The organism is Streptomyces sp. QH1-20 (assembly GCF_041283565.1).
Taxonomy (GTDB): Bacteria; Actinomycetota; Actinomycetes; order Streptomycetales; family Streptomycetaceae; genus Streptomyces; species Streptomyces syringius.
This window is the reverse complement of sequence record NZ_CP166299.1, coordinates 4,901,061-4,926,474: the sequence shown is the minus strand read 5'-3', so window position 1 is coordinate 4,926,474 and position 25,414 is coordinate 4,901,061. Positions and strand designations below refer to the sequence as shown.

Here is a 25,414-nt window from a genome sequence, read left to right as displayed (position 1 = left end):
TGATCAAGCATGGGCAATGAAGAGAAATCGCGGGGCAAGGCGCGGCAGAAGTCCGACGACGCCGCGTCCAAGACGTCCGGGGCCAAGGAGCAGGCCGAGGAGCGGGCCCGTAAGGCCAAGCTGAAGGCCGACGAGGAGGACCAGCGGGCCCGGGAGACGTTCGACCGGGACTACGACGCCTGACCCGGGCCGCACCCGGCCGCGACCCCTTATGCGACCGTTCGGGTCGATTTTATGTAAAGAATCCCGCCCGGCCGCGTGCCCCACCCCGCATTCGCCACGATGCCTGGCGCCCTTTTCTCAACAGGAGCGTAAAGAAGGGGCTGATCGCAGTGTTGATGTACAAGGTCAGGATCGCCGTCGCCGACATCAACGAGGCCGGCACCGACGAGAAGGTGCAGGCGCGCCTGGTTTTCCGGGACGGCTGCTCGACGGTGTGGACCATGCTCGGCACGTTCCAGCGCGGCACCAGCCCCGCCTTCGACATCGTTCTCGAGCAGGACCTCGGCACGCCGACGGGGATCGAGCTGATGAAGAACGGCCCCGACAACCTCTGTCTGACGGCGATCGAGGTGATCTGCCCCGGCGGAGCCGTCGCCCGGTGGATCGGCGACGGCAGCGTCCGTGAGTGGCTGGCCCACGAGACCAGCGACCGCTACGACACGTACTTCGGCGTCCGGAGCCTGTTCGACCTCAGCCCGGCGGACCCGACGACCGCCATCGCCCGGCCGGCAGCACAGCCGCCAGCCCAATCGGCGGCACAGCCAGCAACACAGCCCGTATCCCCATCCACCACGCCGCCCGCCGCGCGCGCCGCCGCCGTGCACGCCGTGCTGCCCGTCCCCGACCATCAGCGGGTCGACGGCAAGAGCCGCTTCTGGGCGTTCAACGGCGACCACTACCGGCTGATCGAGATCTCCGACGGCCCCGACCGCACCGCCTCCATCGTGGCTCGCGACCGGCCGATCTCACAGTGCCCGGCGCTCGTCGGGCTCCCCGCCCTCGACACCATCTGGCCGGTCCCCGACCGCCAGCGGATCGGGCCCCTGGACGGCGGGGAGGGCACGGAACCCACCAGTGAGTTCTGGGTCTTCTCCGGCGACCGGTACCGGAAGATCGCCATCGAGGACGGCCCCGCCCACACCAACCGTGCGCTCGGCGAGGACCACCCGATCCGTGACTGGTCGGCCCTCGACGGGTTCTCGTTCCTGGACGCCGTGCTGCCCGTGCCCGGCCACCAGCGCATCAACGGCACCAGCCGCTACTGGGTGTTCAGCGGTGACCGTTACCGGCTCATCGAGATCGAGGACGGCCCCGCCCACGCGAACACCATCATCACGCCCGACCGGCCGGTCGGGCAGTGGGCGGCGTTCGAGGGCTGGACCCACGTGGACACCTTCCTGCCCGTCCCCGACCACCAGGGCGTGTTCGACAAGAGCCGCTTCTGGGCGTTCAGCGGTGACCATTTCCGGATCATCGAGATCGACCACGGCGTGGGACACGCCGACAACCTCGTCGCCGGCGACCGGCCGGTCTCACAGTGGGCGACGCTCACGTAAGACGCTCACGTAAAGCGAGAAGACGGCGAAGGGGGCGAGCCACCCGGCGCGCTCGCCCCCACCCCCTCACCCCTCCAGTACCGCCCTGAGCTGGTCCAGCCCCCAGTCCAGGTCCTCCTTGCTGATCATCAGCGGCGGCGCGATCCGGATCGTCGAGCCGTGGGTGTCCTTCACCAGCACGCCCCGGTCCATCAGCCGCTCCGAGATCTGCCGGCCCGTGCCGTGGGAGGGGGCGATGTCGACGCCCGCCCACAGGCCCCGGCCGCGGACCGCCTCGACCGCGCCGGTGCCCGCCAACAGCCCCAGTTCGTGGTGGAGGTGCTCCCCCAGCTCCGTCGCCCGCTGCTGGAACTCGCCGGACTTGAGGATCGCCACGACCTCCAGGGCCACCGCGCACGCCAGCGGGTTTCCCCCGAAGGTCGAACCGTGCTCGCCCGGGCGGTAGACACCCAGGACCTCCCGGGAGGCCGCCACGGCGGAGACCGGCACCACGCCGCCGCCGAGCGCCTTGCCCAGGATGTAGACGTCGGGCACCACGTCCTCGTGCTCGCACGCGAAGGTCTTCCCGGTGCGCCCCAGCCCCGACTGGATCTCGTCGGCCATGAACAGCACGTTCCGCTCGGCGGTCAGCCGTCGTACGCCCGCGAGATAGCCGGCCGGCGGCACGAGCACCCCGGCCTCGCCCTGGATCGGCTCCAGCAGCACGGCGACGGTGTTCTCGTCGACCGCGGCCTCCAGCGCCGCCAGGTCGCCGTACGGGACGATCTCGAAGCCGGGGGTGTACGGGCCGTAGTCCGCGCGGGCCGCGGGGTCGGTGGAGAAGCTGACGATCGTGGTCGTGCGGCCGTGGAAGTTGTTGTCGGCCACGATGATCTTCGCCCGGCCGTCCGGCACGCCCTTGACGCGATAACCCCACTTACGAGCGGTCTTCACGGCCGTCTCGACCGCCTCCGCCCCGGTGTTCATCGGCAGCACCATGTCCTTGCCGCACAGCGCGGCCAGCTCGGTGCAGAACTCGGCGAACCGGTCATGGTGGAAGGCGCGCGAAGTGAGTGTCACCCGTTCCAGTTGTGCCTTCGCCGCGTCGATCAGCCGGCGGTTGCCATGGCCGAAGTTGAGCGCCGAGTAGCCGGCGAGCATGTCCAGATAGCGACGCCCTTCGACGTCGGTCATCCACGCGCCCTCCGCGGTCGCCACGACGACCGGCAGCGGGTGGTAGTTGTGGGCGCTGTGTTCCTCGGCGGCCGCGATGCTGTCTTGCGTGAAGGTCAACGTGTGCTCCGTTCGGTGTCGGGGCATGCTGCTGCTCACTTTCTACACCCCCACCCGTACCGCCGGACCGAGTCCGGTTCCGCACCTGAGAGAATGTGTGCATGGCCCTTGATCGTCCGCGCGCTCTCTCCGGTATCCAGCCCACCGCAGGCTCGTTCCACCTCGGGAACTACCTCGGTGCCGTCCGGCAGTACGTGGCGCTGCAAGAGACCCACGACGCCTTCTACATGGTCGTCGACCTGCACGCGATCACCGTGCCGCAGGATCCGAAGGAGCTGCGGGCGAACACCCGCATCGCCGCCGCCCAGCTGCTGGCCGCCGGCCTCGACCCGGACCGCTGCACCCTCTTCGTCCAGAGCCATGTGCCCGAGCACGCCCAGCTCGGCTGGGTGATGAACTGCCTCACCGGCTTCGGCGAGGCCTCGCGCATGACGCAGTTCAAGGACAAGTCCGCGAAGCAGGGCGCCGACCGCACCACCGTCGGCCTGTTCACCTACCCCGTGCTCCAGGTCGCCGACATCCTGCTCTACCAGGCCGACTCCGTGCCGGTGGGCGAGGACCAGCGGCAGCACATCGAGCTGACCCGCGACCTGGCTGAGCGCTTCAACACCACCTTCGGCGAGACGTTCACGATGCCGTCGGCGCACATCGTCCGCGAGACCGCGAAGATCTACGACCTGCAGGACCCGACGGCGAAGATGAGCAAGTCGGCGTCGAGCACCAAGGGCCTGATCAACCTGCTCGACGAGCCCAAGGTCTCCGCCAAGAAGATCAAGAGCGCGGTCACCGACACCGACACCGTGATCCGCTTCGACGCGCAGAACAAGCCGGGCATCAGCAACCTGCTCACGATCTACTCCACGCTCACCGGAACGGGTGTAGCGGAATTGGAGCAGAAGTACGAGGGCAAGGGTTACGGTGCGCTGAAGACGGATCTGGCCGAGGCCATGGTGGAGTGGGTCACCCCGTTCCGGGCCCGCACCCAGGAATATCTGGACGACCCCGAGACGCTGGACTCTGTCCTGGCCAAGGGTGCCGAGAAGGCCCGCGCGGTGGCGGGCGAGACCCTGGCCCGGGTCTACGACATGGTGGGTTTCCTGCCCGCCAAGCACTGACAGCACCGGTCACGGGGCCGGTGCGGACCGGCCCGTACCACCGGTGACGGGACGGTCACGGAGCGCGCGGGGCCTTCCGGTCCCGCGCGCGAAGGACCGAGTGACCTGGCGACAGGTGTGGCTCAGCCGCCACACTGGCCACGGGGACGTACAGGCTGCACAGGAGGGAGAACGCAATGGGGACCGTAACGCTCGGCGTTTCGATCGCGGTCCCGGAGCCGTACGGCAGCTTCCTCCAGAAGCGGCGCGAGGGCTTCGGTGACCCGCACGCACACGGCATCCCCACGCACGTCACCCTGCTGCCGCCCACCGAGGCCGACGACTCCTGCCTGCCCGCCATCGAGGCCCATCTGGCCGAGGTCGCGGCCGCGGGCCGGCCCTTCCCGATGCGGCTGTCCGGGACCGGTACGTTCCGCCCCCTCTCGCCCGTCGTCTTCGTCAACGTGGTCGAGGGCTCCGCCGCCTGTGCCTGGCTGCAGAAGCGGATCCGGGACACCGCCGGCCCCGTCGCCCGCGAGCTGCTGTTCCCCTATCACCCGCACGTCACCATCGCGCACGGCATCGCCGAGGAGGCGATGGACCGGGCGTTCGACGAGCTGGCGGAATTCGAGGCCGCCTGGACCGTCGGCGGCTTCGCGCTCTACGAGCAGGGCACGGACGGCGTATGGCGGCTGGAGCGTGAATACCCTTTCGGCCAGGGTGAGCAGGACGCGCCGCCCTTGGCAGCCGGCGTACCTCATCAGGGTGTGGTGCGCCCTTCCGCGCCCTCCCGCTGACGCGAAGCCGACGCACCCACCCGCGCTCCGGCCCGCGCTTCTTCCCGCCCCTCCCCCGCGCCCCGCTCCGCCGTCACACCCTCGGGATGCTGCCCGCTCACGCTTTCGGGGGACAGGGGTGTCCGGCCGTGAAGTGGTTAGGTGTCGTCCATGGACTGGTTGACCCGGCTGCCGTGGATCGGACCCCTGATCGCCCGGCTGATGCGCACCCATGTGTGGCGCTCGTACGAGACTCTCGACCGGGCGCATTGGGCCCGGCTGGCCGCCGCGATCACCTACACCAGTTTCCTCGCGCTGTTCCCCCTGATCACCGTCGGCGCGGCGATCGGCGCGGCCGTCCTCGACGACGCGCAGCTGAAGAAGCTGGAGGAGAAGGCCGCCGAGCAGGTGCCCGGCATCGCCGGCCAGCTCGACCTCAGCACCCTCGTCGACAACGCGGGCACGGTCGGGGTCGTCGCCGGTGCCCTGCTGCTGGTCACCGGTGTCAACTGGATCGGGACGCTGCGCGAGTGCCTGCGCGCCGTGTGGGAGCTGGAGGAGGCCCCCGGCAATCCCTTCCTGCTCAAGGGCAAGGACGCGGCCGTGCTCGTCGGCCTCGGCGGAGTGGCGCTGGTGTCGCTCGGCTGCTCGGCGTTCGCGTCGGCGGCGGTGGGCTGGGTCGTCGAGAAGACCGGGCTCGCCGACGGCGGGGCCGGTGCGCCGCTGCTGACGGCGGCGGGTTTCGGCGCCGCCGTGCTCGCCGACTTCGTGATGATGCTCTACGTCCTGTCGCGGCTGCCCGGCGTGCTGCCCGAGCGACGGCCGCTCGTCGTCGCCGCGCTGCTCGGCGCGGTCGGCTTCGAGCTGCTCAAGCTGCTGCTGAGCGGCTATCTGCAAGGGGTGGCCGCGAAGAGCATGTACGGGGCGTTCGGCACCCCGGTCGCGCTGCTGCTGTGGATCAACTTCACGGCCCGGCTGGCGCTCTTCTGCGCCGCCTGGACGGCCACCCCGCACGGCGAGGTGCCCGCGGCGCAGGACGGGGCCGAAGAGGTCTCCCCCTCCGGCCCCGTATCCTCCGGACCCGAATCCTCCGGACCCGGCCGGTCCTCCGGGGCGGTCAGCCCTGGCGTCGGCTCCGGTCCGGCAGCGGCCAGCGACGATGCACGGCGAACCCCGCCACCGCCACCGCCACCAGCGAGGCCAGCGTGATGCCGACCGCTGTCCACATCCCGCCGCCCGATCCGGCGACCGAGGCCTGCGAGCTGTCCGCCGTACCGGGGACACCGCTCTGGCCCGTCCTGTCGGCCACACCCGGCGGCGGCACCAGATGGCCCACCGGCTTGACGTGCCCGGCCGCCTCGAAGCCCCAGTCCAGCAGGCGCGCGGTCTCCTTGTAGACCTCGTTGGCCTCCCGGTTCTCCGGGTTCATGACGGTGACCAGCAGCTTGCGGCCGTCGTGCTGGGCGACGCCGGTGAAGGTGTTGCCGGCGTTGGTGGTGCTGCCGTTCTTGACGCCCGCCATGCCCTTGTAGGCGGCCATCCCGTTCGCCCCGGTCAGCAGCCGGTTGGTGTTCATGATGTCGAACGTGCCCCGCTTGCCGTCCTTCTTCAGCTCACCCGGGAACTTCGCGTACGCCGTGGAGCAGTACTCGCGGAAGTCCGCCTTCTGGAGCCCGGAGCGGGCGAAGAGGGTCAGGTCGTACGCGCTGGAGACCTGCCCCTCCGCGTCATAACCGTCGGGGCTGACGACATGGGTGTCCTTCGCCTGGAGCGCCTCGGCGTGCGCCTGCATGTCCTTGACGGTCTGCGGGATGCCGCCGTTCATGGAGGCCAGCACGCGCACCGCGTCGTTGCCCGAGCGCAGGAAGACGCCGAGCCACAGATCCCGGACGGAGTACGTCTGGTTCTCCTTGACCCCGACCAGGCTGCTGCCCTCGCCCATGCCCGCCAGATCGGCGGGCTTGACCTTGTACTCCCGGTTCTTGGGGAACTTCGGCAGCACGGTGTCCGCGAAGAGCATCTTCAGGGTGGAGGCGGGCGGCAGCTGCCAGTGGGCGTTGTGCGCGGCGAGCACCTCGCCGGACTCGGCGTCCGCGACCAGCCACGAGCGGCCGGTGAGCTCCTTGGGCAGGGCGGGCGCCCCGGGGCCCAGCCGCACCTGGGTGCCCGGCCTGCCGAGCAGCTCACCGCCGACGGTGGACATCCGGGCGGGCGGCTGGGCCGGCGGGCGGCCCTTGTCGTCCTTCTTCTCGTCGGCCAGGGCCGGGGAGGCGGTGAGCGCGGGGAGCAACAGGGCTGCGACCAGAGCGGCGGCGCGGCGGCGCGGCGTGGCGCACCGCGGGGAGTGTGATGTCGTCGTCGGCACGTTCGTGAACGTACCTCCAGGTCCACGCCCACAGGAGGGCGCCTCACCGGCGCGTGCCCCCGGCGTGGACCCGATAGGACCAGTGCGCGGGGCCGAACGCATACTGAAACCCATGCCGAACTCTTCCGAGGACTCCCCCCGCGCGGGTTTCACCCTCTCGCGCCCCGTGGCCTGGTTCCTGCTCGCCTTCGGGGTGTGGAGCTGGTTCATCTGGATCACTTTCGTCAAGAACCTCTGGAAGGACGGCAGCGGGCTCGCCTTTGACGACGCGGGCGATCCGACCGCGTACTTCTGGGTCCATCTGCTGCTCGCGATCACCTCGTTTCTTCTGGGGACGGCTGTCGGGGTCATCGGGTTGCGTGGTGTCAGGGCGTTGCGGCGCAGCTCATAGCCGACCGCCCGGGCACACTTGGCGATCACTTGGCCGATTCCCGGGACGTACGTCCGTTCGTGTGTTTAGGTGATGCGCATCACTGGGCGGAGGGGGCACGGGGTGCGCGGGGTCCGGGTTCGGACGGCTACATCGAGTGCGGTGGGCGTTTTATTGCTGGCGGTCGGCGTCGGAGGCTGCTCGCTCCTGTCGCCGGAGACGAAGAAACAGGAGCCGATCTCGGTCGGCACGACCGACACGGTCAGCTCGCTGGACCCGGCGGGAGCATACGACGCGGGCTCATGGGCGCTGTACAGCAACGTGTATCAGTCACTGTTGACCTTCGCGGCGGGCTCCAGCTCCCCGGTGCCGGACGCGGCGGAGCGCTGCGACTTCAAGGACCAGTTACGCACGTACGAGTGTGTGCTGCGGCCCGGGCTGAAGTTCTCGAACGGGCGGGGGCTGACCGCGAAGGACGTGAAGTTCTCCTTCGACCGCATCCTGCGCATCAAGTCGGACCAGGGTCCCCGGTCGCTGCTGGAGACCCTCCGGTCGGTCGAGACGTCGGGCGACGACCGGGTGACCTTCCGGCTGAAGGTGCCGGACGCCACCTTCCCGTTCAAGATAGCCACGGGCGGCGGGGCGATCGTCGACAGCACCCGCTACCCCGCGGACCGGCTCCGCACGGGTGACGAGGTGGATGGCTCGGGCCCGTACGTCCTCAAGAAGTACCGGCCGGGGGCGAGCGCCGAGCTGGCCCCCGCCGAGCAGTACCGGGGCGGCATGAAGCGCAAGGGCTCCCCGGTGGTCGTGCGCTACTTCGCCGATTCGGAGCGGATGAGCCAGGCGTGGCAGCGGCGGTCCATCGATGTCGCCACCCGCTCGATGCCGCCGACGGACATCGCGGCGCTCTCCCCCGCCGACTCGGACGTGAAGGTCATGGAGTCCGCCGCGGCCAGCACCCGGAATCTGGTCTTCAATCTGCGGGACGGCTCACCCGTGAAGGACGTCGCGGTGCGCCGGGCCGTCGCCTCGGTCGTCAACCGCGAGGCCCTCGCCCGTGATGTCCACCGCCGGACGGTCGAGCCGCTGTACTCCCTCGTCCCCACGGGCCTCACGGGCCACACCACGTCCTTCTACGACCGCTATCCCCGGCCCGACGCGGCCAAGGCCCGGCAGTTGCTGCGGGAGGCCGGGATCCGGGTCCCCGTCCGCTTCGACCTCGCCTATTCGCAGGGCGCCGCCACGGACCAGGAGGCGAAGCTGCTGAAGAAGCAGCTGGAGGCGAGCGGACTGTTCGAGGTGACCACCCGGCGCGTGGGGTGGGCGGAGTTCCAGAAGGGCTATGCCCGTGGGGCGTACGACGCCTACTGCGTCAGCTGGGTCGCCGACTTCCCCGACCCGGACACCTTCACCAGCCCCCTGGTCGGTGCGGGCAATGCCCTGCACTCGGGCTACTCCAGCCCCCGCGTCGACCGGCTGATCGAGGCGGGCCAGCGGAACGAGCAGCGCGGCCGGGTCGCGGGCACCTTCCGGGACATCCAGAAGATCGTCGCCGAGGACGTGCCCCTCCTGCCGCTGTGGCAGAAGAAGGACTACGCCCTCAGCGACTCCACCATCTCCGGCACGCAGTACCTCTCGGACGGCACGGGCACCTGGCGGCTGTGGCAGCTGGGACGCATCTGACGCACCTGATCGGCCGTCAGAGCGCCTGTCACAGGCCGTGCTTGTCCAGGAAGCTCGTGATCAGCTTCTGCCACTCCTCGGGCCGCTCGGCCATGGGGACGTGCCCCGTCTCGATCTCGGCGTACTCGGCGCCGGGGATCCGCTCCGCGAGCACCCGGGAGTTGGCGGGCGAGACCAGCGTGTCCAGGGTGGTGGCGATGACGAGGGTGGGGACGGAGATCCCGGCGAGGTCCCCCGTGGTGTCGGCGGTCTGCACGACGCCCGCCTGGTCGGCGGCACCGTCCGGGACGCCGGCGGCGAGCATTCCGTAGAAGGAGTCGCGCTGCTCGGTGGGCACGGCGTTGAAGAACGGCTCACCGAAGCCGCTGAGGGCGACGAAGCGGGCGAACGTCTCCCGGTCCCCGTCGGCCAGCAGCTTCCGCCAGATGTCCAGGGAGGCCAGCAGCCGGTTGTCGGCCTTGGCCGTACCGGCCGTCAGAACGAGCCCGCGCACCCGCTCCGGGTACCGGGCCGCCGCCCGCACGGACACCAGGGTGCCCAGCGAGTAGCCGACCAGGGTGAACGTCTCCAGGCCCGCCTCGGTGGCGGAGGCGACCACGGCGTCGGCGAGTCCGTCGAGGGTCAGCGGCTCGGTGGCGCGGGGCGTACCGCCGGAGCCGGGGTAGTCGGGGGCCACCACGGTGTGCCGCTCGGCGAGGGCCGGGATGATCGGCAGGTAGTTGCCCTCGATGCTGCCTCCCGCGCCGTGCGCGAGCAGGAGGCCGGGGCCGGAGCCGTGGACGGTGGTGGCGAGGGGCGTGAGAATCTGTGTCTGTGTCATGGGCGAGAGGTTGCCGTATGACATCAGTGTCAAGGTCAAACGCGGGTGGGGGTAGTCGCGCGATGCGGATCGGTGAACTGTCACGGCGTACCGGGGTGAGCCCCCGGCTGCTGCGCTATTACGAGGGCCAGGGCCTGCTCGTCTCCGAGCGGGACTCCAACGACTACCGGCGCTACGGGCCCGACGCGGTCGAGCGGGTGACCCGCGTCCGTGAGCTCCTCGCGGGCGGTCTGACGACGGAGGCCATCCGGGACCTGCTGCCCTGCACACAGGGCGGGCCGGGCCTGCTCGCCTGCGAGCACTCCGTCCAGGTGCTGGACGGGCAGCTGTCCCGCGTGGAGGAACAGTTGGAGGAGCTCCTGCGTAAGCGCGAGGCGCTGCAGGGAGTGACGTCGGCCATGCGGCCGGAGTAACCGGGGCTCCGCCCCGGACCCCGGCCCGGGGTCGCCGGACGGGCTGAAATTGCAGCCCGTCCCGGGAATGCCCGAGGGCCCCGCCCCCGTCGTATCGACGGAAGCGGGGCCCTCGGGCGTACAGACCCGACCAGGGGTCAGAAACGACGCGTGATCAGCGCGCGCTTGACTTCCTGGATCGCCTTCGTGACCTCGATGCCACGCGGGCAGGCGTCCGTGCAGTTGAACGTCGTGCGGCAGCGCCAGACGCCGTCCTTGTCGTTCAGGATCTCCAGCCGCTGCTCGCCGGCCTCGTCACGCGAGTCGAAGATGAAGCGGTGGGCGTTGACGATGGCCGCCGGGCCGAAGTACTGGCCGTCGTTCCAGAACACCGGGCAGGACGACGTGCACGCGGCGCACAGGATGCACTTGGTGGTGTCGTCGAACCGCTCGCGGTCCTCCGCCGTCTGCAGGCGCTCACGCGTCGGCTCGTTCCCCTTGGTGATGAGGAACGGCATGACGTCGCGGTACGCCTGGAAGAACGGCTCCATGTCGACCACGAGGTCCTTCAGGACCGTGAGGCCCTTTATCGGCTCGACGGTGATCGGCTTGGCGGGGTTGATGTCCTTGATCAGGGTCTTGCACGCCAGGCGGTTCTTGCCGTTGATGCGCATCGCGTCGGAGCCGCAGATGCCGTGCGCGCAGGAACGCCGGAACGTCAGCGTGCCGTCGTGGTCCCACTTGATCTTGTGGAGACCGTCGAGGACCCGCTCCTTGGGGTCGATCTCCAGCTGGAAGTCCTGCCAGGTCGCCTGGTCGGAGATCTCCGGGTTGAACCGGCGGATCCGGAAGGTGACCGTGATCAGGTGCGCGGGGGCCTCGGACTCGGCCGAGGCCGCGCTCTTCTCGAGCGTCGGGGTGCTCATCAGTACTTACGCTCCATCGGCTGGTAGCGGGTCTGGACGACCGGCTTGTAGTCGAGGCGGATCGAGTCCTTGCCGTCCGCGTCGACCTCGCGGTACGCCATGGTGTGCCGCATGAAGTTGACGTCGTCGCGGTTGGGGAAGTCCTCGCGGTAGTGACCGCCGCGGGACTCCTTGCGCGCCAGCGCGGACACGGCCATGACCTCGGCCAGGTCGAGCAGGTTGCCCAGCTCGATGGCCTCCAGCAGGTCGGTGTTGAACCGCTTGCCCTTGTCCTGGACGGAGACGTTCAGGTACCGCTCGCGCAGCTCGGCGATCTTCTCGACGGCCGTCTTGATGGTCTGCTCGGTGCGGAACACCATCACGTTGGCGTCCATGGTCTCCTGCAGCTCCTTGCGGAGCTCGGCGACCCGCTCGTTGCCGGTGGAGTTGCGCAGCCGCTCGACCTGGTCCGCGACGAGCTGCGCCGGGTTGTCCGGCAGCTCGACGTAGTCGGCCTTCGCGGCGTACTCGGCGGCCGCGATGCCCGCCCGCTTGCCGAAGACGTTGATGTCCAGCAGCGAGTTGGTGCCGAGGCGGTTGGCGCCGTGCACGGAGACACAGGCGACCTCGCCGGCGGCGTACAGGCCGGGGACGACGGTGTCGTTGTCGGCCAGCACCTCACCCGCGACGTTGGTCGGGATGCCGCCCATGGCGTAGTGCGCGGTGGGCTGGATCGGGATCGGGTCCGTGTAGGGCTCGATGCCGAGGTACGTGCGCGCGAACTCGGTGATGTCCGGGAGCTTGGCGTCGAGCTGCTCCGGCGGCAGGTGGGTGAGGTCGAGGTAGACGTGGTCGCCGTCGGGACCGCAGCCACGGCCCTCGCGGATCTCCGTGTAGATGGAGCGCGAGACGACGTCTCGCGAGGCGAGGTCCTTCATGACGGGCGCGTACTTCTCCATGAAGCGCTCGCCGTCCTTGTTGCGGAGGATGCCGCCCTCACCGCGGGCGCCCTCCGTCAGCAGGATGCCCATGCGCCAGATGCCCGTCGGGTGGAACTGGAAGAACTCCATGTCCTCCAGGGGCAGACCGCGGCGGTAGCAGGCGGCCTGGCCGTCACCGGTCAGGGTGTGGGCGTTGGAGGTCACCTTGAAGAACTTGCCGGTGCCGCCGGAGGCGTAGATGACGGCCTTCGCCTGGAAGACGTGGATCTCGCCGGTGGCGAGCTCGTAGGCCACCACGCCGGCCGACTTCTTGACGCCGTCGACCTCGGTGATCAGCTGGTCGAGGACGTAGAACTCGTTGAAGAACTCCACGCCCTCCTTGACGCAGTTCTGGTACAGCGTCTGGAGGATCATGTGGCCGGTGCGGTCCGCGGCGTAGCAGGACCGGCGGACCGGGGCCTCGCCGTGGTTACGGCTGTGACCGCCGAAGCGGCGCTGGTCGATGGTGCCGTCCGGGGTGCGGTTGAACGGCAGGCCCATCTTCTCCAGGTCGAGGACCGCGTCGATGGCCTCCTTCGCCAGGATCTCGGCGGCGTCCTGGTCGACCAGGTAGTCGCCGCCCTTGATCGTGTCGAAGGTGTGCCACTCCCAGTTGTCCTCTTCCACGTTGGCCAGCGCGGCGGCCATGCCGCCCTGCGCGGCACCCGTGTGGGAGCGGGTCGGGTAGAGCTTCGTCAGGACCGCGGTGCGGCTGCGCTTGGTCGACTCGATGGCCGCGCGCATGCCGGCGCCACCGGCGCCGACGATGACGGTGTCGTACTTGTGGATCTTCATGGTCGCGTCAGCCCCGGGCTCTAGCGGATGTTCGGGTCGAAGGTGAAGATCACCAGCGTGCCCAGCAGGACGGTGAACACCGTGGCCGCGTACAGCAGGTTCTTCAGCCAGAAGCGGGTCTTGGGCCGCTCCGCGTAGTCGTTGATGACCGTGCGCAGGCCGTTGGCGCCGTGCAGCATGGCCAGCCACAGCATGAGCAGGTCCCAGCCCTGCCAGAACGGCGAGGCCCAGCGGCCGGCCACGAAGGCGAAGCCGACCTTGCTGACGCCGCCGTCGAGGACGAGCTGGATCAGCAGGTGGCCCAGGACCAGGACGACCAGCACGACGCCGGACAGCCGCATGAACAGCCAGCCGTACAGCTCGAAGTTGGTGCGGGTCGACTTCGGGGTCTTCTTGGTGCGCTTGCGGGGCGGCTCGATGACCGGCGCCGGATTGTCCACGTCGTACAGGCTCACGCCCTCGACGGGATCGACCGCGGAAGAGGTGTCAGCGGACATCAGGCGTCAGCTCCCGAACAGTTCGCGTGCGGCGTGCCCGAGGACGGGGTAGACAGCCCCGGCCATCAGCACGATCCAGATGGCCATGACGGACCAGAGCATCTGCTTCTGGTACTTCGGGCCCTTGGACCAGAAGTCCACGGCGACGACGCGGAGGCCGTTGAGCGCGTGGAAGAGGATGGCGGCGACGAGGCCGTATTCCATCACGGCGACGATCGGTGTCTTGTACGTCGCGACGACGTCGTCGTATGCCTCGGGAGAGACACGGACGAGCGCGGTGTCGAGGACGTGCACGAACAGGAAGAAGAAAATGAGGACGCCGGTGACTCGATGAGCCACCCAGGACCACATGCCTTCCCGGCCGCGGTACAGCGTTCCAGCCGGCACGGAAAACCCTCCGGGAGCGGGGATTGGGGCCTGCCGGCTTCACTGTCAGCGGGCCCGGCCGGGTACGGTCCACCGGCCCTGGCCATCGTAGCGACGCCTTGTCGGTTCGGTCTCGCGGGGTATGTCAGGTGTGATCAAACAGGCACGTACGGCCTAGCTACCGGGGGGCCGATGCCTCGTCGAGGCGTCCGGTCCGTCCCAGCGTGTCCGATACGGGTGGGGCTTTTGTCAGGATAGATGCGACTTCCGTCTTCCGCTCATACGAGTCCGATCTTGCGACCAAAACGTCACCGCCGACTCCCCTGACGCTCCCGCAGTTCCCGGGCCGGTCCGCCGCGGCCCGGCGCGAGGGTGCCTTCGGCCAGTCGGGTGAGGCGGCCGCGGGCGATGCGGCGCAGTTCCCCGGCGGCGGTGGCGTGCTCCTCGTGGAGGGTGCCGGCGAGACGGGCGGCCAGGGCCGAAAGCAGCCGGCCGAGGGCCTCCTCGGGGCGGCAGCCGTCCAGACAGATCACGAAAACGTGGCCGAATCTGCGCTCGTAGGCGGCGTGCGCGGCTCGTAACGCCCCGGCGGCGCGCGCCTGCGAGGGGGTGAACGCCGCGGCGGCCTCCGCGGCGAAGGCCTCGGAGAGGTCGGCGCGGCCGAGGGCGCGGCCCGCGGCGTCGGCGGCGGCCAGCAGGGCGTCCGGTCCGGGGTAGGGGCGGTGGGCCGCGACCCGCCTGGCCCAGCGGCGGCTGCCGCAACAGGCGAGGAGGGCGGCCTCGGCCTCGGCCTCGTCCGCGGCGTTGAGCCGGTCGAGCCCGTCGAGCCGATCAATCCGATCGAAGCGGTCGAGGTCGTCGTGCAGCGTGAGCTCCTCGCAGAGGGCTGGCGGGAGGCGGCGAAGAGGAGTAACGAGAAACGAGAAAGGGGGGCAGAAAGCGGCAGGACCGGGCAGTACGGGGCGGGAGTGACGAACTGCGGCGGGAGCGACGGCCGGGACGCCAAGCTGAGACGTCATCGACGCCAACCCGAGACGTCACGACGTCAAGGTTTACGCCACGGTAACGATGCATCTCAGCCACTGTCCGACGGATGCGCGAATTTCATTCGGACGAGAGGGGTTTCGGGCGCGTAGTCGACGCCGGGAGGGGCAAAGGGCAATACCTTCGCCCCAGAGTCGCACCAAATAGGAGATTTGCTCCATGGGACTACCTGGCAGGATCACCCGCGCTCAGCTCATCCGCACCCCGATCGCCCGCACTCCGATCGCGCGGGGACTCGTGGCGAGCCTCTCGCTCGTCGCCACCCTGAGCCTCGTGGGCTGCCCGGGGAACGGCGACGGTGCCAAGGACGTCCCGACCAGGCTCGACTCCCGCTCCCCGGCGAGCGCGGCGAGCTCCCCCGGCACCTCCGCCGCCGCGACCTCCTCCGCCCCGGCCTTCGCCGCCGTCCCGGCCGGGCCCCCGCGCACCATTCCCTCCGTGCGGTCCTTCACCGCGGGCAGCGGCCCCGGCTGGCGGCCCACCTCCGGCGCCCGGGTCGTCACCGACCCCGGCGGCCCGCTCGCCGACGAGGGGCGCCGGCTCGCCCAGGACCTGGGGCTCACCTCGGCCGGCGGCCCCGCCCGCCCGGGCGACGTCGAGCTGGCCCTGCGCCCGGGCCAGAGCGGTGGCTCCGAGGGGTACGAGCTGACCACCCGTGGCCGCAAGGTCCTGATCACCGGTGCGGACCAGGCGGGCGTCTTCTACGGCACCCGGACCGTCGTCCAGGCCGTGCGCTCCGGCGGCGGGGTCCCCGAGGGCGTCGTGCGCGACAGCCCCGACCGGCCGCAGCGCGGCCTCAACCTCGACACCGCGCGCAAGCACTTCCCCGCCGCGTGGATCGAGGCCCGGCTGCGCGAGATGGCCGACCTCAAGCTCAACATGCTGGGGCTGCACTTCTCCGACGACCAGGGCTTCCGCATCGCGAGCGACTCCCACCCCGAGGTCGTCTCCGCGCAGCACCTCACCAAGGCCGAGGTCCGCCGGATCGTCGCGCTCGCCGGTGAGCTGCACATCACCGTCGTCCCCGAGCTGGACTCCCCCGGCCACCTGGGCGCGGTGACGGACGCCCACCCCGCCCTGGAGCTGCGCAACCGGTCCGGGTCGCCCGCCGAGGGCGCGGTCGACGTCACCAAGCCCGAGGCCGCGCGCATCGTGGACGATCTGCTGCGCGAGTACGCGCCCCTCTTCCCCGGCCCGTACTGGCACCTGGGGGCCGACGAGTACCGCGCGCTGCTCGCGAAGGACCCTCAGGCCTCCTATCCCGGCCTGGCCCAGCAGGCGCGGGCGAAGTACGGCCCCCAGGGCCGCGTCCAGGACCTGGCCACCGGCTGGCTCAACGACCGGGCCGCCGTGCTGCGCGGCCTGGGCAAGAAGGCCAAGGCCTGGAACGACGGCTTCTTCCGCGGCGGTGTGGTCACCGCCGACAAGGACATCGAGGTCGAGTACTGGACCGGCAAGGAGCTGGGGGCCCGCGAGCCGCTGGAGTATCTGAACGAGGGCCGGCCGGTGGTCAATCTCAACGACGAGTACCTCTATTACGTCCTCGGCGAGCCCAATGAGTTCCGCTACCCCACGGGTGAGCGGATCTACGAGCAGTGGTCCCCGGCGGTGCTGCGCGGTACGACCGCCGTACCGGCGAACCTCGCCGGGCCCTCGCGGATCCTCGGCGGCCGGCTCGCCGTCTGGTGCGACCGGGCGGGCGCGCAGACCCCGCAGCAGGTGGCGAACGGCATCCGGCTGCCGCTGGCCGCGCTCGCCCAGCGGCTGTGGGACCCGCGCCCGCCGACCCTGCCCTGGAGGGACTTCTCGGCACTCGCCGGGCGTGTCCGGGCGCCGGGGGCTTAGCCTCCGGGGGTGAACCACGTGGGCCGTCCCTTCGTCGCACGGATACGGAAGGACAGATTCGGGATGCCCGCGTACTCTCCACGGCGGAGTGCGCGCACGCGCGCCCGCGCATCTGAACGAGGGCCCGATGAAGATCGAATTCCTGCTTCACAACGCGTACGGGATCGGCGGCACGATCCGCTCGACCGTCAACCTCGCCGCCGCCCTCGCGGACCGGCACGAGGTGCGGATCGTCAGCGTCAACCGCCCCGTGGACGACCCAGAGCTGGCCATCGACCCACGGGTGCGCCTGACCCCCCTCGTGGACCTGCGCGAAGGCACCGAGGGCGACGAGTACGCGGCCCCGCGGAACCAGCTGCCGAGCGAGATCTTCCGTGACGAGCGCATCGACAACGGCCGGATGGCCGCGACCGCCCTCACCGACGAGCGCGTCGCCGCCCACCTCGCCGCCACCGACGCCGACGTCGTCATCGCCACCCGGCCCAAGCTCATCGGCTATCTCGCGAAGTACGGCAGCGACCGCTATCTGCGCCTGGGCCAGGAGCATCTGACCCACGAGGCGCACGTGCCCGAGCTGCACGCCGTGATGGACCCGGCGATCGCCGCGCTGGACGCCTTCGCCACCGTCTCCGAGGCCGACGCCGGGCACTACCGGGACGCCCTCCCCGGCGCCCACTCGAAGATCCTCTCCATCCCCAACGCCGTGCCCGCCCCGGCCGCCGAGCCCTCCACCGGCGACTCGAACACGATCGTCTCGGCCGGCCGCCTCGTGGGCGTCAAGCGCTACGACCGGCTCATCGCCGCCTTCGCGAAGATCGCCGCCGAGCGCCCCGAGTGGAATCTGCGGATCTACGGCCGCGGCCCCGCCAAGGCCAAGCTGCGCAAGCAGATCGAGGAGCTGGGCCTGTACGAGCGGATCACGCTCATGGGCGCCCGCTCGCCCATCGAGACCGAGTGGTCCAAGGGTTCCGTGGCCGCCGTCGCCTCCGACGCCGAGTCCTTCGGGATGACCATCGTCGAGGCCATGCACGCGGGTCTGCCCGTCATCGCCACCGACTGCCCCTACGGTCCGCGCGAGATCCTCACCGACGGCACCGACGGCGTGCTCGTCCCGCTCGACGACGCGGACGCCGTCGACGCCTACGCCGACGCCCTGCTGAAGCTCACCGGCGACGCCGAGCAGCGCCGCCGTCTGGGCGCCGCCGCGCGCGAGACCGCCCACCGCTACGAGCCCTCGCGGATCGCCCAGCGCTACGAGGAGCTCTTCGAGGAGCTGCGCCCGGGCTCGACGGCCGAGAAGAAGAAGGGGCTGCTGCGCGGTCTCTTCGGCGGCGGACGCCCCAAGGCCGCCCCGGCCCCCGCGCCGCAGGCCGACATCGCCCACCCCGTGGCCCGCTGCGCCGTCGAGGCCGACGGCACCCTGACCGTCCGGCTGCGCGCCGAGCAGCTCACCGCCGCCGACACCCATGTGCTGCTCCGGCACCGCGGCACCAAGGGCAAGGAGAGCGTGCGCGCCGAGCTGACCGGCCGCCGGGAGCCGGGCGGCTGGGCCGAGGCCCGCTTCGCGTGCGCGCCCATGCCCGAGGGCCGCTGGGACAGCTACGTCGAGCGGCCGGGCGAGAAGTCCCGCCGCCGGTTGGCCGCCGGGCTCGTCGAGCAGAAGGCGCTGCTGACGCTGCCGCTGGCGGCGACGGCGGACGGCGTCGCGGCGCGCGTCCCGTACGAGACGAGCGACGGCTTCCTCGCCGTGCGCACCTGGCTGCGCCCCGAGCACGCCGAGGTCACCGAGGTGCGGGTCGGCGAGGACGGCGTCACGCTCACCCTCGCCGCATACGGCACGGCGTTCGGCGAGGGCGCCGAGCTCGTCGCCCGGCTGCGCGGCGGCGACGGTTCGGTGGGGGATGTGCGCGCGCCGCTCACGGGCGGCACGGGCCGTCTGCCGTACGGGCCGATGGAGACGCGGCGCGGTGCCGAGCAGGATCTGTGGGACCTGTGGGTGCGCCCGGCGGCGGGGGCCGCGCTGGTGCGCGTCGGCCGGATCGGCGGGGACTTCGCGGACCGCAAGGGCATCGACACCTTCCCGGCGGCGACCCGCGGCGCGGCGGGAGGGGTGCGGCTGCGCCCGTACTTCACGGTGACCAACGACCTGACGATCACCGTCAAGGACGTCACCGACGAAGCGGCCGAATAGCGCGGGGGCGGCTCCGGACGGAGGACGGCCGGAGCCGCCACCCCCCACAGGAGAGGCTCCGGCCGCCGTCCGGTGCGAACCATGGAGTGGCCCGCACTTCCTACAGCGCCACGACCCGCGATTTCGTCACACCCGCCGGTGGAATCGCTCGCGCCCAGGAGGCGGGGGGCGGTGTGGACGCGGCCGGGCCCCAGCCCGTAACGTGCCCTTTTCCGCGCCTGGTGGGCGCGATCGTCACTGCCTTTTCCCGGTGGCCGGGGTCACGGCCACATCCCCTGGGGGCTGAAGAAGATGTATCCGTGCGGTCACTGCCGCGCTGTCGCCGTGGGTCCGGACGGCCGCTGCGCGGCGTGCGGCTCCTTCCAGCAGCCGCAGCCGATGGGCATGCCGGCACCGCCGTACCCGTACGCCGGGGCGCTGCCCGTCGGCGGTGTGGACCTGCGCCGCGGGGTGCGTACCGCGCTGACCGTGCTGCTGTGGGTGAACGTCCCGATGCTGCTGCTGGTCATCGGGGCGCGCGGCAAGCACCGGGCGGCGATGCAGGACTTCCTCGACTCGGGCCTGTCGCTGTCGGCCGGGCGTGAGCTCGACGACGCGGAGGCTTTCGCCGTCGGCATGGACCTCGTGTACCTCCTGGTGTTCGCCGCCACGGCGGTGCTCTGGGTGATCTGGTTCCGGCGGGCGCGGCTGAACGCGGAGTACTTCGCACCGGGCACGCACCGCTTCGGCTCCGGCTGGGCGGTGGGTGCGTGGTTCACGCCGGTCGTCAATCTCTGGTTCCCCAAGCAGATCGCCAATGACATCTACCGGGCAAGCTCCCCGGCGGGCCCGCACAACGTCCGCAAGGGGCTGCTCAACTCCTGGTGGACCCTGTGGGTCGCGGCCATGGTGATCAGCGTCATGGGGTCCGTCACCTACTCGGGCGCCGAGACGAAGATCCGGGCCCGGGGTTACGACGCCTCCGACATCGAGGGCGATGTCCACACCCTGATGACGGGCGTCTCCTTCACCGTCTTCTCCCGGCTGCTGCTCCTCGTCACCGCGGTGCTCGCGGTGCTGCTCGTGCGGCAGCTGACGAAGATGCAGGAGCAGCGCGCGATGGCCGGCCCGCAGGCCGCCTTCCCCCAGCCCGGATACCCGCAGGCCGGTTTCGCGCAGCCCGGCTTCCCGCCCGCCGGCGCCCCGCAGCCCGGCTTCCCCGGTTACCCGCCCGCACAGCCCGGTCCGCAGCCTGGTTCCCCGTACGGCCCCGGCGGCCCTGCGCAGAATCCTTTCGGCAGCGGTCCGGCGGGCTACTGAAGTTCGGTTTCCGCCAGTGGGGCAGGATGAGGGCGTGCAGGGGGACGACGCTGAGCTGACCGTCGCGGTGCGTGCGGCGCAGGACGGGGACGAGACGGCATTCCGTACCGTCTACCGGTCCGTGCACCCTCGGCTGCTCGGATACGTGCGATCGCTCGTCGGTGACGCGGACGCCGAGGACGTGGCGTCCGAGGCGTGGTTGCAGATAGCCCGGGACCTCGCCCGGTTCTCCGGGGACGCCGACCGCTTCCGCGGCTGGGCGGCCCGGATCGCCCGCAACCGCGCGCTCGACCACATCCGGATGCGCGGGCGGCGCCCGGCCGTCGGCGGCGACGAGAGCGAGCTCGCGGGCCGCCCCGCCGACGCGGACACCGCGGGCGAGGCCCTGGAGTCCCTCGGCACCGGCCGCACCCTCGCCCTGATCGCCCAGCTCCCGCAGGACCAGGCCGAGGCCGTCGTGCTGCGCGTCGTCGTCGGACTCGACGCGAAGAGCGCGGCGGGCGTACTCGGCAAGCGCCCCGGCGCGGTGCGCACCGCCGCGCACCGGGGCCTGCGACGGCTGGCCGAGCTGGTCACGGCCGGTCCCGGCCAGCAGTCGGCCGACCAGATCCCCGGACAGCGGCAGTCGTCCCCCGGAGCCAACGCTTCTGCGGGTGTGACGCAATTGCGGCCGCGGACGCAGAAGGACATGTGATGGCGGACGACCACCGGTACGACTGGCTGGATGACGACGCCGTGGAGCGGTTGCTGCGCGGCGGAACGGTCGACTCCGCAGCTCTGGACGAAGACACCCGGCCCGCCGCCGAGCGGCTGGCCGCGAGCCTCGCCGACCTGCGGCACCCGGTGCTGCCGGAAGCCGGGGCCGACGGGCCGCTGCCCGGCGAGGAGGCGGCACTCGCCGCGTTCCGCTCCGCCCGGGCCGAAGGCGCCCCGGGTATACGGGCGTCCCTGCGCTCGGTGCGCGGCGGCGCGTCCGGTGTGTCCGGTGTGTCCGGTTCCGGTGCTGCCGCGGACGCCGACGGGCCCGTCGTGCGGCTCGCCGCCCGGAGCGGCACCCGGTCGTTCCTGCGCCGCCCCGTCAAGGGGGCGCTGGCCCTGGCCCTGGCCGGGTGCGCGCTCGGCGGGGTCGCGGTCGCCGCCGGAACGGGCGTGCTGCCGGGCCCCTTCGGGAGCGCGGGCAGCGCACCGGCTCCCGCCACCAGCGTGTCGGCGGCCGAGGACCGTGACACGCGGACCCTGGCCCCCGGCATCGGCGATCACGGCGCCACGCCCTCGCCCGGCGCCACCGGCACCCTGCGGCCGAGCGAGAGACCTTCGGCGTCCGGCTCCGCGACGCCGGGCCACGGCTCGCCCAGCGGGCGGGACGGCAAGCACGACGGGCCCGGCGAGAGTCCCTCGGCCACGACCGGCCCGGGTGACGACCGCGCCGGGACCGGCAAGGACGGCGGCGCCAAGCAGGACCCCAAGGCCTACGCCCGGGTGTGCCGCCTGCTGCTGGCCCGTCAGCGCGTCGACGAGGACGAGGTCCGCACCCTGGAGCGCGCCGAGGGCGGCGCGGCGCAGTTGCGCGCCCTGTGCGAGCGGATCCTCAAGAGCGGCACCGTCCCCGACTGGGACGACGTCCACCGCACCACACGGCCCGTGCCGCACTCGCGCAGCGGCTCGCACACCCGGCCGCCGACGCTTCCGGTGCCCCTGCCGCCGGCGCTCCCGGCGCCCACCGCGGCGACGCCGGTGCTCGACGTCCTGGTCCGCTGACCGCGCTCCGTCCCCCACGGATTCGCCGGATTCTTCCGACGGTGTGACGTTCGGTGTGACGTTTTTCGACCCGGTGACGCAGAAGGAAGTGGGCCGACTGGTCATCGGCCGCGCATGAGCTGGAGTTCCCCCAACAGCCGGCTCTGCGCACCCGGCGCGGGCGGGGCTCTTTCCCCCGGCCCTGCCCGCGCCCCCCTCCCTCCCCGACCCGGGGTGTGCCCGTGCGCGCCCCCGCCCCCGCCCGCTCCCCCGCCGCTACAGTCGCGTTGCACAGGCTCTGGTGGTTGCCGGTGACGGCGGCGGGAGGCGTGAAGACATGGCACGCGAGTCGGACGGCACATGGACGAACGAGTCCCGACTGCCCGTCCAGCCGGTCTACGGACCGGGGGCGCTGGAGGGCTGGGACCCCGAGGAGAAGCTGGGCGAGCCCGGCGCGTTCCCCTACACCCGCGGCGTCTACCCGACGATGTACACCGGCCGCCCCTGGACCATGCGGCAGTACGCGGGTTTCGGCACGGCCGCCGAGTCCAACGCCCGCTACCGGCAGCTCATCGACCACGGCACCACGGGCCTGTCGGTCGCCTTCGACCTGCCCACCCAGATGGGCCACGACTCGGACGCCCCCCTCGCGAGCGGCGAGGTCGGCAAGGTCGGGGTCGCGATCGACTCGCTGGAGGACATGCGGACGCTGTTCGACGGCATCCCGCTCGACAAGGTCTCCACGTCGATGACGATCAACGCCCCGGCGGCCCTGCTCCTGCTGCTCTACCAACTCGTCGGCGAGGAACAGGGCGTCCCGGCACACCGGCTGAACGGCACCATCCAGAACGACGTCCTGAAGGAGTACATCGCGCGCGGGACGTACATCTTCCCGCCCAAACCGTCGCTGCGGCTGACCGCGGACATCTTCCGGTACTGCGGCGCCGAGATCCCCCGGTGGAACACGATCTCGATCTCCGGCTACCACATGGCCGAGGCGGGCGCCTCGCCCGCGCAGGAGATCGCCTTCACCCTGGCCGACGGCATCGAGTACGTCCGCACCGCCGTGGCGGCGGGCATGGACGTCGACGACTTCGGCCCGCGGCTGAGCTTCTTCTTCGTCTCCCGGACGACGCTGCTGGAGGAGGTCGCGAAGTTCCGGGCGGCACGGCGGATCTGGGCGCGGGTGATGCGTGAGGAGTTCGGCGCGCGCGACCCCAAGTCGCTGATGCTGCGCTTCCACACCCAGACGGCCGGGGTACAACTGACCGCGCAGCAGCCCGAACTGAATCTGGTGCGGGTGGCCGTCCAGGGCCTCGCCGCCGTCCTGGGCGGCACGCAGTCCCTGCACACGAACTCCTTCGACGAGGCCATCGCCCTGCCCACCGACAAGTCCGCCCGCCTCGCCCTGCGCACCCAGCAGGTCCTCGCCCACGAGACCGACGTCACGGCGACGGTCGACCCCTTCGCGGGCTCGTACGCGGTCGAATCGCTGACCGACGACGTCGAGCGGGCCGCGCTGGACCTGATGACCCGCGTCGAGGACCTCGGCGGCGCCGTCGCCGCCATCGAGCACGGCTTCCAGAAGGGCGAGATCGAGCGCAACGCCTACCGCATCGCCCGGGAGACCGACAGCGGCGAGCGGGTGGTCGTGGGCGTCAACCGCTTCCAGCTCGCCGAGGAGGAGCCGTACGAGCCGCTCCGCGTGGACCCGGCGATCGAGGCCCGCCAGGCCCGGCGCCTGGCGGAGCTGCGCGCCGCGCGCGACGGCCGGGCGGTCCAGACGGCGCTGTCGGACCTGAAGCGCGCGGCACAGGGCACGGACAACGTCCTCTATCCGATGAAGGAGGCCCTGCGCGCTCGCGCCACCATCGGTGAGGTGTGCGGCGCGCTCCGCGAGGTGTGGGGCACCCATGTGCCGACGGAGTCGTTCTGACGCGCCCACGCGCCGGTGGCGCCCGGACGCCGGCTCGCGGGGGCGCGGCCGCGCTGCGTCACACTGGTGTCATGTCCTCTCCCCGCCGTACGTGTCCCGTCTGTGCCCGTGAGATCGCCGTCGTCGGCGGTCGCTTCGCGCGGCACGATCCGCCGGGCCGCCGTTCCTCCTTCGAGCTCATCTCCTGTCCGGGGTCGCGCAAGTCCGCGCCCCTGCTGTCGACGGCCCCCCGGCTCTTCGACCCGGACGAGCCGCCGACGCCGGGCCAGCAGCAGCTGTTCTGAGCCCGGACGGGGTGCGTCAGAGGATCACGTGGGGCAGGAAGCGCGCGTAGCCGTCCGTGACCAGGCCGGAGGACTCCCGGATGCCGAGCCCGGCCGCCTCGTCCTCGACGACCCACGCGCCGAGCACCACGCGGTTGCCGTCGAAGTCGGGCAGCGGCGCCAACTCCTGGTAGCAGCAGGCCTCGTCGCGGGCGGGCGCGGCGGAGCCCGGTTCGTGGACGGTGACGCCCGCGCCCTCGCGGCCGAGCAGCGGCTTGGCGACGTAGCCGCGGCCGTGGGCCAGCTCGCGCGGGCCGTCGAGGTAGGCGGGCAGCAGGTTGGGGTGGCCGGGGAACAGCTCCCACAACACCGCGAGCAGGGCCTTGTTGGACAGCAGCATCTTCCAGGCGGGCTCGATCCACAGGGTGGAGCCGGTGCCGCCGCCGTTGTCGAGGGTGTCCAGGACGTGCGGGCCGAAGCGGTCCGTGGCCAGCCACTCCCACGGGTACAGCTTGAAGCAGGCCCGTACGAAGCCGTACCGCTCGTCGACGAAGCGGCCGGAGAGCCGGTCCCAGCCGATGTCCTCCATCGAGATGGCCCGGGTGTCGAGCCCCGCCTGTTCGGCCGTCTCGCGCAGGTAGGCGACCGTCATCAGGTCCTCGCCCAGCTCGTCGTCGGCCGAGTGCGCGAAGTACAGCGGCGCGCCGGGCGGCAGCAGCGGGGCCTGTCGCTTCCAGGAGTCGACGAGCCGCTCGTGGAGGGAGTTCCACTGGTCGGCGTCGGGGAAGCGGTCCTCCATCCAGAACCACTGCGGGCTCGCGGCCTCCACGAGCGAGGTGGGGGTGTCGGCGTTGTACTCCAGCATCTTGGCCGGGCCGTCGCCGTCGTAGCGCAGGTCGAACCGGCCGTAGAGGGACGGCAGTTCCGCGCGCCGCCGCCAGGACTCGGCGATCAGGGCCGCGAGGCGCGGGTCGGTGATGCCGAGGTCGGCGAAGCGGCCGGTGTCCACGATGTGCGCGGCGGCCGTCAGGCACATGCCGTGCAGCTCCTCCACGACCTCCTCGAGCTCCTCTATCTCCGCCAGCCCGAAGGAGTAGTAGGCGCTCTCGTCCCAGTACGGCCTCAGGGAGCCGTCCGGGTAGCGGGTGAGGGGATAGATGAGCCCCTGCTCCTCGACGGTGGCCTGCCAGCCGGGCCGGGGCTCTGTGCGATGGCGGCGCAT

At 71.4% G+C, this 25,414-nt stretch carries 24 protein-coding genes; 15 read left to right on the top strand and 9 right to left on the bottom strand.

Annotated elements, in window-relative coordinates:
* Positions 1 to 9 precede the first annotated feature (9 nt).
* Together AB8O64_RS22450 and AB8O64_RS22445 are read left to right on the top strand one after the other, a co-directional pair.
* Positions 10 to 183, top strand: coding sequence for a hypothetical protein (locus AB8O64_RS22450; protein WP_370420969.1), 174 nt, complete (start codon positions 10 to 12; stop codon positions 181 to 183).
* 155 nt (positions 184 to 338) lie between these two features.
* Complete coding sequence (locus tag AB8O64_RS22445; protein WP_370423928.1) at positions 339 to 1,559, top strand: PLAT/LH2 domain-containing protein; 1,221 nt, start codon at positions 339 to 341, stop codon at positions 1,557 to 1,559.
* Between the two features lie 66 nt (positions 1,560 to 1,625).
* On the opposite strand, the gene rocD is transcribed toward AB8O64_RS22445, so the two are convergent.
* Entirely contained in the window at positions 1,626 to 2,831 is a 1,206-nt protein-coding gene (rocD, locus tag AB8O64_RS22440) for an ornithine--oxo-acid transaminase (RefSeq protein ID WP_370420967.1), read from the bottom strand.
* A 95-nt stretch (positions 2,832 to 2,926) separates the two neighbouring features.
* Between rocD and trpS the strand changes: the two genes are divergently transcribed.
* The 3 genes from trpS to AB8O64_RS22425 all read left to right on the top strand — a co-directional run bounded on the left by trpS (position 2,927) and on the right by AB8O64_RS22425 (position 5,910).
* Positions 2,927 to 3,946, top strand: a complete 1,020-nt coding sequence (gene trpS, locus AB8O64_RS22435; protein ID WP_370420965.1) for a tryptophan--tRNA ligase — start codon at positions 2,927 to 2,929, stop codon at positions 3,944 to 3,946.
* 176 nt (positions 3,947 to 4,122) lie between these two features.
* Positions 4,123 to 4,722, top strand: a complete 600-nt coding sequence (locus AB8O64_RS22430) for a 2'-5' RNA ligase family protein (RefSeq protein WP_356453438.1) — start codon at positions 4,123 to 4,125, stop codon at positions 4,720 to 4,722.
* A 150-nt stretch (positions 4,723 to 4,872) separates the two neighbouring features.
* Complete coding sequence (locus tag AB8O64_RS22425) at positions 4,873 to 5,910, top strand: YihY/virulence factor BrkB family protein (RefSeq protein ID WP_370420963.1); 1,038 nt, start codon at positions 4,873 to 4,875, stop codon at positions 5,908 to 5,910.
* Here the strand turns inward: AB8O64_RS22425 and AB8O64_RS22420 are convergent.
* On the bottom strand, positions 5,819 to 7,066 hold the full coding sequence (locus AB8O64_RS22420; RefSeq protein ID WP_370420962.1) for a D-alanyl-D-alanine carboxypeptidase family protein: 1,248 nt from the start codon (positions 7,064 to 7,066) through the stop codon (positions 5,819 to 5,821). The two genes, AB8O64_RS22425 and AB8O64_RS22420, sit on opposite strands and share 92 nt — an antisense overlap.
* 112 nt (positions 7,067 to 7,178) lie before the next feature.
* On the opposite strand from AB8O64_RS22420, the gene AB8O64_RS22415 reads away from it, so the two are divergent.
* Together AB8O64_RS22415 and AB8O64_RS22410 are read left to right on the top strand one after the other, a co-directional pair.
* The gene (locus AB8O64_RS22415) at positions 7,179 to 7,457 is read left to right on the top strand and encodes an SCO4848 family membrane protein (RefSeq protein ID WP_229822222.1); all 279 of its coding nucleotides are present in this window, start codon (positions 7,179 to 7,181) and stop codon (positions 7,455 to 7,457) included.
* A gap of 102 nt (positions 7,458 to 7,559) precedes the next feature.
* Positions 7,560 to 9,122: an ABC transporter substrate-binding protein gene (locus AB8O64_RS22410; protein ID WP_370420960.1), complete on the top strand. Its 1,563-nt coding sequence runs from the start codon at positions 7,560 to 7,562 to the stop codon at positions 9,120 to 9,122.
* Positions 9,123 to 9,150: 28 nt separating this feature from the next.
* Here the strand turns inward: AB8O64_RS22410 and AB8O64_RS22405 are convergent, their stop codons facing one another.
* Positions 9,151 to 9,942, bottom strand: coding sequence for an alpha/beta fold hydrolase (locus tag AB8O64_RS22405; protein WP_370420958.1), 792 nt, complete (start codon positions 9,940 to 9,942; stop codon positions 9,151 to 9,153).
* Positions 9,943 to 10,004: 62 nt separating this feature from the next.
* On the opposite strand from AB8O64_RS22405, the gene AB8O64_RS22400 reads away from it, so the two are divergent.
* The gene (locus AB8O64_RS22400; protein ID WP_370420957.1) at positions 10,005 to 10,355 is read left to right on the top strand and encodes a MerR family transcriptional regulator; all 351 of its coding nucleotides are present in this window, start codon (positions 10,005 to 10,007) and stop codon (positions 10,353 to 10,355) included.
* A 137-nt stretch (positions 10,356 to 10,492) separates the two neighbouring features.
* Here the strand turns inward: AB8O64_RS22400 and AB8O64_RS22395 are convergent, their stop codons facing one another.
* The 5 genes from AB8O64_RS22395 to AB8O64_RS22375 all read right to left on the bottom strand — a co-directional run bounded on the left by AB8O64_RS22395 (position 10,493) and on the right by AB8O64_RS22375 (position 14,896).
* A complete protein-coding gene (locus AB8O64_RS22395; RefSeq protein WP_356453444.1) occupies positions 10,493 to 11,260 on the bottom strand; it encodes a succinate dehydrogenase iron-sulfur subunit in 768 nt (255 codons plus the stop codon).
* Positions 11,260 to 13,014 carry a succinate dehydrogenase flavoprotein subunit gene (sdhA, locus tag AB8O64_RS22390; protein ID WP_370420956.1) on the bottom strand — a complete coding sequence of 585 codons (1,755 nt, stop codon included), beginning with the start codon at positions 13,012 to 13,014 and terminating at the stop codon, positions 11,260 to 11,262. The genes AB8O64_RS22395 and sdhA overlap by 1 nt, the downstream gene beginning before the upstream one ends.
* 20 nt (positions 13,015 to 13,034) lie before the next feature.
* Positions 13,035 to 13,511, bottom strand: coding sequence for a succinate dehydrogenase hydrophobic membrane anchor subunit (locus AB8O64_RS22385; RefSeq protein WP_184733302.1), 477 nt, complete (start codon positions 13,509 to 13,511; stop codon positions 13,035 to 13,037).
* A 6-nt stretch (positions 13,512 to 13,517) separates the two neighbouring features.
* The gene (gene sdhC / locus AB8O64_RS22380; protein WP_356453446.1) at positions 13,518 to 13,898 is read right to left on the bottom strand and encodes a succinate dehydrogenase, cytochrome b556 subunit; all 381 of its coding nucleotides are present in this window, start codon (positions 13,896 to 13,898) and stop codon (positions 13,518 to 13,520) included.
* Between the two features lie 287 nt (positions 13,899 to 14,185).
* Complete coding sequence (locus tag AB8O64_RS22375; protein ID WP_370420954.1) at positions 14,186 to 14,896, bottom strand: 2-oxo-4-hydroxy-4-carboxy-5-ureidoimidazoline decarboxylase; 711 nt, start codon at positions 14,894 to 14,896, stop codon at positions 14,186 to 14,188.
* A 184-nt stretch (positions 14,897 to 15,080) separates the two neighbouring features.
* Between AB8O64_RS22375 and AB8O64_RS22370 the strand changes: the two genes are divergently transcribed.
* From AB8O64_RS22370 to AB8O64_RS22340, 7 genes are all read left to right on the top strand, one after another.
* Positions 15,081 to 16,766, top strand: a complete 1,686-nt coding sequence (locus AB8O64_RS22370; protein ID WP_370420953.1) for a glycoside hydrolase family 20 protein — start codon at positions 15,081 to 15,083, stop codon at positions 16,764 to 16,766.
* Between the two features lie 127 nt (positions 16,767 to 16,893).
* On the top strand, positions 16,894 to 18,957 hold the full coding sequence (locus AB8O64_RS22365) for a glycosyltransferase (RefSeq protein WP_370420951.1): 2,064 nt from the start codon (positions 16,894 to 16,896) through the stop codon (positions 18,955 to 18,957).
* 324 nt (positions 18,958 to 19,281) lie between these two features.
* Positions 19,282 to 20,256, top strand: coding sequence for a DUF4328 domain-containing protein (locus AB8O64_RS22360; protein WP_370420949.1), 975 nt, complete (start codon positions 19,282 to 19,284; stop codon positions 20,254 to 20,256).
* A gap of 34 nt (positions 20,257 to 20,290) precedes the next feature.
* The gene (locus AB8O64_RS22355; protein ID WP_356453451.1) at positions 20,291 to 20,950 is read left to right on the top strand and encodes an RNA polymerase sigma factor; all 660 of its coding nucleotides are present in this window, start codon (positions 20,291 to 20,293) and stop codon (positions 20,948 to 20,950) included.
* Positions 20,950 to 22,014, top strand: a complete 1,065-nt coding sequence (locus AB8O64_RS22350; protein WP_370420947.1) for a hypothetical protein — start codon at positions 20,950 to 20,952, stop codon at positions 22,012 to 22,014. Before AB8O64_RS22355 ends, AB8O64_RS22350 begins: the two co-directional genes overlap by 1 nt.
* 316 nt (positions 22,015 to 22,330) lie before the next feature.
* Positions 22,331 to 23,929, top strand: coding sequence for a methylmalonyl-CoA mutase (locus AB8O64_RS22345; RefSeq protein ID WP_370420945.1), 1,599 nt, complete (start codon positions 22,331 to 22,333; stop codon positions 23,927 to 23,929).
* Positions 23,930 to 24,000: 71 nt separating this feature from the next.
* Positions 24,001 to 24,213 carry a hypothetical protein gene (locus AB8O64_RS22340; protein ID WP_130879522.1) on the top strand — a complete coding sequence of 71 codons (213 nt, stop codon included), beginning with the start codon at positions 24,001 to 24,003 and terminating at the stop codon, positions 24,211 to 24,213.
* Positions 24,214 to 24,229: 16 nt separating this feature from the next.
* Here AB8O64_RS22340 and AB8O64_RS22335 read toward each other — a convergent pair whose 3' ends face one another.
* Positions 24,230 to 25,414, bottom strand: a complete 1,185-nt coding sequence (locus AB8O64_RS22335; protein WP_370420943.1) for a glutathionylspermidine synthase family protein — start codon at positions 25,412 to 25,414, stop codon at positions 24,230 to 24,232.